The organism is Candidatus Chloroploca sp. Khr17 (genome assembly GCF_004138165.1).
Lineage (GTDB): Bacteria > Chloroflexota > Chloroflexia > Chloroflexales > Chloroflexaceae > Chloroploca.
This window is the reverse complement of the sequence record NZ_RYFF01000009.1, coordinates 137,411-145,216: the sequence shown is the minus strand read 5'-3', so window position 1 is coordinate 145,216 and position 7,806 is coordinate 137,411. Positions and strand designations below refer to the sequence as shown.

Genomic DNA, 7,806 nt, shown 5'->3' with positions numbered 1-7,806 from the left:
AAGAAGCTCACGCGAAGACGCGAAGACGCGAAGAAGCTCACGCGAAGACGCGAAGACGCGAAGAAGCTCACGCGAAGACGCGAAGACGCGAAGACGCGAAGACGCGAAGGGCTAAGCTCACCTACGTAAAAACCTTTGCGCCTTTGCGTCAAAAGAGCCGCCTTATTTGCAAGGTATTGGAGCTAAACCTGTGCAAAACCCGCGTAAATTACGCGGGTTTTGCTTTTTTTTGCCCCAGGGTATTGACAAAGCCTGTGCATCGCGGTATACTCTTCCTAACCGGTCGGTAAGATTTGTGAAACACACTGCTTTGAATGCTTACTTACCGGTCAGGAAGGTTTTGATCTATGCAAGACTTCGAGCCAGTGAGTAGCCCGACTGCGGTCAAGATTGTTGATGCTGCGAGCAACCTCTTCTTGCAGCGTGGCTACAAGGCTGTTTCGATCAATGACATTATCAGGGAGGCAGACGTTACCAAGCCGACGCTCTACTACTACTTTGTGGACAAAGAGGCGCTGTTTGTGCAGATGGGGTTGCGGGTGCTGGCCGAGATGGGTGAACGGTTGCGCTATGCGGCAGCACGGCCAGGGGGGTTGGCTGAGCGGCTCGTCGCGGTAGCGACTGTTTTGATGGCGAATCGGGATACCGATATGCGCCTGATGCGCCACGAAATGGCAGCGCACCTTGGGCCTGGTCACCGGGCGATCCTTGGCCGGGCCTTTTATGCGCAACTCTTTACCCCGATTGTAGAGGTGATGGAGGCTGGGCTTGCCGATGGTGAACTGGCGCGTTACAGCGCGTTGACGCTGGCCAAGATGTTTATGGGCATGGCCGAGGCGTTTCAAGAGTTTGCTTCCCGTACAGTTGAGGGTTGGGAACATCAGCCGGAAACACTTTTTGGAACATCGGATCTCGATCCGCATGCTCTCGTTGATCTTTTTATACATGGTGTTGGCATAACGAAGGAATAATACATGACCACGCTTCCTCAATCGCGTTCATCTAATCGCCGTCGTCTTTCAATTGCGGCCATTATTGCCGGTATACTTGTTGTGGCTCTGCTTGCTACGCTGGGTTTTCGTACCTTTGCGGGTGGTCAAGCTGATCCGCTCGCTTCAACGACGCTTGCGCCGGTGACCCGCAGTGATCTGCGGCTTGGCGTGAGTGCGACGGGCTCGGTCGAGCCGCGGGTGCAGGCCAATCTCGCGTTTGGCCTGGCGAGCGGGCGGGTGGTCGAGGTGCTGGTGTCAACCGGTGATCGGGTGGCCGCCGGCGATATGCTGGTGCGCCTTGATGATCGTCAGTTGACGGCGGCGCGTGATGCAAGTGCTGCTGCGCTGGCCCGTGCCGAGGCCGATCTGATTGCGGTGAAAGAGGGCGCGACCGAGGCGCAGATTGCCGAAGCGTCGGCCCAGATCCAGGCGGCCCAGGGTAGCCTTGTCCAGACTCAGGGTACGGTGACGGCTGCTGATGTTAGTGCAGCGCGTGCAGCGGTAGAGGAGGCCCGCGCACGGCTCGCGGTGATCGAGGCCGGCCCGCGCGACGATGCTCGTACTCGTGCAGCCTCGACGCTTGCCGAAGCCCAGGCCGACCTCGAGCGCCAGCGCAGTGCTCTGTCGGCTGCCAAAGAGCAGGCTGGCAAGAATGTCGAGACCCGGGCGAATGCGGTGCGTAATGCGCAGAGCGCCTATAGCACGGCCTACTGGGATCTTGAGCACGTCAAGACCTACGAGACTGATCCGCGCACCCTACGCTCTTTGACTGATGCGCAGACCCAGGATTATGTGGTTGCGCTTGAACGGGCGACGCTCGCGCTCGCCGACGCTGAAGCGGCGCTGCGTCAGGCCGATGTTGAATATCAGAATGCGATCCAGAACGAGATCAGTGGGCTTGCCAGTGCCGAAGCGCGGGTGCAGGCCGCCCAGACTGACCTTGACACCCTGTTGACCGGTGCCGAGGCCGATGTGCGAGCTTCGGCGCGTGCCCAGCTTGCGCGGGCCGAGGCTGAACTGGCCCGTTTGACGGGCGCGCAGCGCAGCGGGGCCATTGCCGCGCAGGCCGGGAATGTTGAAGCGGCCCGGGCGCGCCTTGAGCAACTGACCGCTGATCCGCAGGTGAGTGACCTGGCACGGGCCGAGGCTGGTGTGGCGCAGGCGCGTGCTCAGCTTGACCAGGCCCAGATCCAGCTTGACGATACGATCCTGCGGGCACCGTTTGATGGTGTGGTGGCCTCGCTCAATGTTGCCCCCGGCGAGACTGTCGGCAACACGGTTCCGCTGGTCTTGATTGATGTCAGCCGCTTTCTGGTCAAAGTGACCGTTGACGAAGTTGATATTGCCCGTGTCCAGCTTGGGCAGAGCGTGCAGGTGCTGCTTGACGCCCTGGGCGAGACCCTCCCAGGGACGGTAGTGAGCCTCGAGTCGCTCCCCCAGACTGGCAGCAGCGTCACCGCCTATCAGGTGACGGTCGAGATTGATCCTGACGACAGCGCGCTCAAGCCTGGGATGACGGCGAGTGCGACGATTGTGGCCGCCGAGCGGAGCGACGTGCTGACGATACCAACAAGTGCGGTGCGGAGCGAAGGCGGTCAGCAGGTGGTGCGCGTGGTGGTAACTGATGCCAATGGTGAGCGCACAATCGAAGAGCGCACCGTCGAGGTGGGCCTGCGCACGAGTGACCGGGTCGAGATTGTGGGTGGCCTGGTTGAGGGTGATGAGGTTGCCTTGCCGTAAGGTCGCGAACCTTCCGGGAAGGGGCCCCCAGTTATGGATGGTGCCGAACCTTCCCGGAAGATAGAGCAGTGCTGGAATACACAAACCTAGAAAGCATCAGGTCAAATGACTACCGATTATATAACACGACCAATTGTGCAGATCGAGCAGATGGTCAAAGACTTTCCGACGGGCGATGGCCTGTTCCGTGCCCTTGATGATGTCTCGGTTACGATCAACCAGGGCGAGATGGTGGCGATCATGGGGCCGTCAGGGAGCGGCAAGAGTACGCTAATGACCCTGATTGGGCTCCTTGACACCCCAACCTCGGGAAGCTACATCCTTGATAAGCAAGATGTAAGCAACCTGAGTCGGTTAGAGCAGGCGCGGGTGCGCAATCAGAAACTCGGGTTTGTCTTTCAGAACTTTAACCTGTTGCCGCGGTTGAGTGCGTTGCAGAACGTCGAATTGCCGATGGTCTATGGGCGGGTTGATGGGCGTGAGCGGCGTCGCAAAGCGCAGGCTGCGCTTGAGGCCGTCGGACTGGGGCACAAGGTTGACAATTTGCCCGGCACGCTCTCGGGTGGGCAGAAGCAACGGGTTGCCATTGCACGGGCACTTGTCCACAACCCGGCGATCATTCTGGCTGACGAGCCAACGGGCGCACTTGATACCCGCACCGGGGCCGAGATTATGGCGCTGTTTCGCGAACTCAACCGTGACGAAGGGCGCACGATTGTGGTTGTGACCCACGATCCTGAAATTGGGCGTCATATGGATCGCGTCATTGGCCTGCGTGATGGCCGCCTCGCCGAAAATATCCTGACCGAGTACTATGGCGTCGAGGTCTTCGAGCAGGTGGAGCGTGAGCATCACCTTGAGCCGGTGCCCGTGCCCGTGCCCGTCAAGAACAACGTGTAATACCATGTGCTGTTGAGCACCGCGTATAGTCACCCTGATTACCAAATGGCTGACGGGCCATGAGTGCCCGTCAGACCTCACAGGTCTTCAAGACCTGTGAGGTCTCAAGCAAGCCACCTCTGCCAGGTGAAAGAGCAGGGGTGGACACAGAAGAGGAAAAAAAGATCTATGCTCAAAGAGCAAATTGGTATGGCCTTTGATAGTTTGCGGGCCAATAAATTTCGTTCCTTGCTGACGATGCTCGGCATTATTATTGGCGCTGGGACATTGGTTGCCGTTTTATCACTTGGCAACGCCTTGCAGAGCAGCGTCTTCGAGCAGTTCATTGATCTTGGCACCCGGCGGGTTGCCGTGCAGCCTGGCGATCCCAATGCGAAGGGGGCGCGGAACGTTCCCGGCTATGGCTTGCTGTCGATCCAGGATTATCAGGTACTCGAAGAGATGGCGGCGCAGCGACCTGACCTCTTCCGCCTGGTCGTTCCTGAGGTCGCTGTCAGCACGAATGTCCGCGCTGGAACAACGGCGGTCCAGGCACTGCTGGTTGGCACGAACGAAGACTATAAATCAGTGCAGACGGTGCCAATGCTCGCCGGGCGTTTTTTGACGGCGGAAGACGAGGCCGCAGGGGCGCGGGTTGGCGTGGTTGGTTACGCCGTTGCCCGTGATCTCTTTGGGGCCGACGAAGAAATGTTGAAGGCTGCGCTTGGGCGTACGGTTGAGATTAACGGCCAGCCGATTACGGTGATCGGCATTGTTGATAGCAATGGTGGCCCTTTTTCGACCGATAGCCGAGTCTTTGCGCCGGTCAGCACGGTACGCCTGCGCTTGATTGGCAACCTTGACCTGCCCGGTCGGGGCCTAGAGATGAGCAGCATCCTGATTGGCATCACGAGCGAGCAGATCGTGGATGAGGCCGAGACGTTGATTGTGAGCGCCCTGCGGACATCACGTGAGGTGCCACCTGACGCGATTGATGATTTTAGCCTCAACCTGCCGACGCAGGCGCTTGGGGTGCTGGCGGGCATCAATGGCGCGATCACTGGTTTCATCGCGCTGGTTGCCGGGATCAGCCTGGTGGTGGGTGGCATTGGCATTATGAATATTATGCTCGTTGCCGTCACCGAACGCACCCGTGAGATCGGGGTACGCAAAGCGCTGGGGGCCTCGGATGGCGATGTGCTCGGGCAATTTGTGTTGGAAGCGCTGGCGCTGAGCCTGGTTGGCAGCTTGATTGGCATTGCTGGCGCGATCAGCATTGTGCTCTTGATTGGTGTGGCGACCGGCATTGCGGCAGCGATCTCGTGGACAGCCGTGGTCATCGCGCTCGTCTTCGCGGTCTTTGTTGGCCTCGGTTTTGGCTTGTATCCGGCACGCCGCGCCGCGATGCTTCAGCCGATTGAGGCGCTGCGTTACGAATAAGCGTGATTTTGCGCAGCACAAAAGCCCGCATAGCGGGCTTTTGTGCTGCGCGGAACACTAGGGCGCTTGCCTCTTGCGTTCGTGGGGCCGCTCTGCGCACGGATCACGCGCATCCGCCCCTCCCGTCGGCGTCAACGCCTCGGCTACGCTGGGCAAAGCCGGCCTGCGCCGGCTGGATCAGGCCACGCAGGTGGCCTTTGCAAACCAAAAGCCGAGCCGTTCACGGCGACGGAAGAAGATGCAATACTTTTCAAATAAGCTCACGCGAAGACGCGAAGACGCGAAGGGTTACGCTCACCTATGCAAAAACCTTTGCGCCTTTGCGCCTTTGCGTCAAAAGAGCCGCCTTATTTGCAAGGTATTGGCCCTAGATGACAATTCCTTCATGGTCGTCCCACGAGGGAATTTTGTGCTATACTGCGTTCTATCACTTGCAACTCCTGGCTTGTCCCCAATATATAGCGCATTCCCTTGCCGGGGAGTGTAGATACTCAATGGTGATCGAATCTACGCAGGAGGTCTGAGTACGATGACGGTCATGCTCAATCTTGAGTTGTTTGGGCACACTCGCATCACGTACGGCGGCAAGCGGATCACAGGTTTTGTTTCCAATAAAGCTGAAGCATTGCTCTGTTATCTGGCAATTACAGGCGAGACGCACTCGCGTGACGATCTGGCAGCACTGCTCTGGAGTGAGATGCCAGAAGCCGAGGCCAAGGCAAATTTGCGGGTCGTGCTGTGCAATTTGCGCCAACTTTTTCCCGAGCATATGCAGATCAATCGCAAGACAGTTGCGTTGCAGACTGACGAGGCTTGCTGGATTGACGCGGCGCTCTTTCAACGCTCGGTGCAACGGTACGATGCGACCCGCAGCGACGCGATTAGTCTGTTGCGCGATGCGGTCACACTTTATCATGGCGATCTGTTGCACGGGCTGCAACCGCGTGGTGCGTTGCTCTTCGAGGAGTGGCTGTTGCTGCAACGCGAGCATATGCGTCAGTTGATGATGCAGAGTTGTTATGCGTTAGCCCAATATCATATGCAGTGTGCTGAATATACCGAGGCACTGCACTATACGATGCGCTTGCTGAAGCTTGAACCCTGGCATGAAGAGGCGCACCGTTATGCGATGTTACTCTTGGCGTTGAGTGGGCAGCGTAGCGCGGCGCTTGCGCAGTATAAAACGTGTGAGCAGATTCTTGGGCGCGAACTTGGCATTGACCCGGAAGAAGAGACGAAAAGCCTCTACCACCGTATTCTTGCGGGGGAGGTTGCACCTGCACCAGCACGCAGGCCTCTCACCCTGACCGAAAGCGCCCCTCGTTTGCTGCCGCTCCCCTTTGTTGGGCGCGGCCCTGATTTTCTCTGGCTAAGAGAGCAGTACAACCTGGTGCAGCGCGGGTGTGGTCGTTTTACCTTGATCCACGGGGTGGCCGGGATTGGCAAGACTTGTCTGGTCGAGCAGTTCTTGCATTTTATCGCGGGCACCGGGGCGCTGGTGCTGCGGGCACGCTGTGAGCGTTTTCATCAGGCGGTACCTTTTCAGCCTGTGGTTGATGTGCTGCGGGTCGGCTTCCAGGCCAACCCGGAATTGTTCCAGCGCTTACCTGAGCACTGGCAGTTAGCTTTGCGTCAGTTGTTGCCCGAGATGCGTGCGTTGACGCCGGGTTTGCCTGAAGCATACGCGATGGTGCCGGTCTTTGAGCGACAACATCTCTTTGAAGCGGTATCGGTCTGTCTTGCTGAGTTCGACCGCCACTATGGTGAGGTTGTGCTCTGGTTTGATGATCTGCACTACGTTGATGGCGAAACGATTGATCTGCTCAACTACCTGACCCGTCATTGTCAGCAGGCCCGTATTTGGTATCTCGGGGCCTACCGTTCGGAGTTGCTCGATGTGGCGCATCCGCTGCAGCACCTTGCCTCGCGCCTGCGTCGTAGTGATGGTCTGGCGGTGCGCGAACTCGGCCGCCTGCACGAGGGGGCAATCAAGAAGATGGTGGAGAGCCTCCCCGGGCTTGATGCGACGGCGATGACGCTGCTGGCGGCGACGTTGGCTGAGGTGTCGGGGGGCAATCCATTTCTGCTCTCGCAGGTCGTGACCCAGCTTGTTGAGCACAAGATTCTCATACGCCACAATGAGGGTTGGTGCCTGCATCCCCAGCAACTTGCCCATGCGCAGGAGTATATTGCACCTGAGCTTCAGGCATTGTTGATGGAGCAGGTCGGTCGTTTGCCCAGTGAGGCGCAGATGCTGCTCCAGCTTGCAGCGGTCAGTGGTCAATCGTTTAGCTTGAGTTTGATGGCAAAAGCACTTGAAAGCGATCATCACGCGATTATGCGCATGATGCAACCGCTGCTTGCCTTCGATCTTGTGCGGGAAGTACCGACTGTGGCCTTGAGTCAGGAGGGGTTGACGCAAGGTGAGGTGGAGTGGATGGAATATGTGGGCAATGTGAGCTATACGTTTGCCTCGCCGCTGATCTGGCGCGCTGTTGTGCAGAGTTTGCCGCCCGGCGATCGTCGCCGCCTCGCCGAACAGGTCGCTCAGGCGCATCGCATTGCCCCTCGCTTTATACGAACACCGATCCTTGCCCATCAGCATCAAACCCTCAGAACAGCCAATCATAATCGCCGAACGATTATGGCGTTACCGAAAGATCTGAAGGTGTTTGGGGAATAAGGTTGAGAGCGGATCAACCAAAAAAGCCAGCTTTGCTGGCTTTTTTGGTGCCCTTGGATCCGCTGTTTTGGC

5 protein-coding genes are annotated in these 7,806 nt (G+C 58.2%); all 5 read left to right on the top strand.

Annotated elements, in window-relative coordinates:
• The first annotated feature begins 347 nt into the window (after positions 1 to 347).
• Entirely contained in the window at positions 348 to 971 is a 624-nt protein-coding gene (locus tag EKD05_RS08055; protein WP_129671922.1) for a TetR/AcrR family transcriptional regulator, read from the top strand.
• 3 nt (positions 972 to 974) lie between these two features.
• A complete protein-coding gene (locus tag EKD05_RS08050; RefSeq protein WP_129671921.1) occupies positions 975 to 2,732 on the top strand; it encodes an efflux RND transporter periplasmic adaptor subunit in 1,758 nt (585 codons plus the stop codon).
• Between the two features lie 105 nt (positions 2,733 to 2,837).
• On the top strand, positions 2,838 to 3,632 hold the full coding sequence (locus EKD05_RS08045; RefSeq protein ID WP_129671920.1) for an ABC transporter ATP-binding protein: 795 nt from the start codon (positions 2,838 to 2,840) through the stop codon (positions 3,630 to 3,632).
• Positions 3,633 to 3,800: 168 nt separating this feature from the next.
• The gene (locus EKD05_RS08040) at positions 3,801 to 5,051 is read left to right on the top strand and encodes an ABC transporter permease (RefSeq protein ID WP_129671919.1); all 1,251 of its coding nucleotides are present in this window, start codon (positions 3,801 to 3,803) and stop codon (positions 5,049 to 5,051) included.
• Between the two features lie 529 nt (positions 5,052 to 5,580).
• Positions 5,581 to 7,734 (top strand): BTAD domain-containing putative transcriptional regulator, encoded by a 2,154-nt coding sequence (locus tag EKD05_RS08035; RefSeq protein WP_129671918.1) that lies wholly within the window; start codon positions 5,581 to 5,583, stop codon positions 7,732 to 7,734.
• The last annotated feature ends 72 nt before the right edge of the window (positions 7,735 to 7,806 follow it).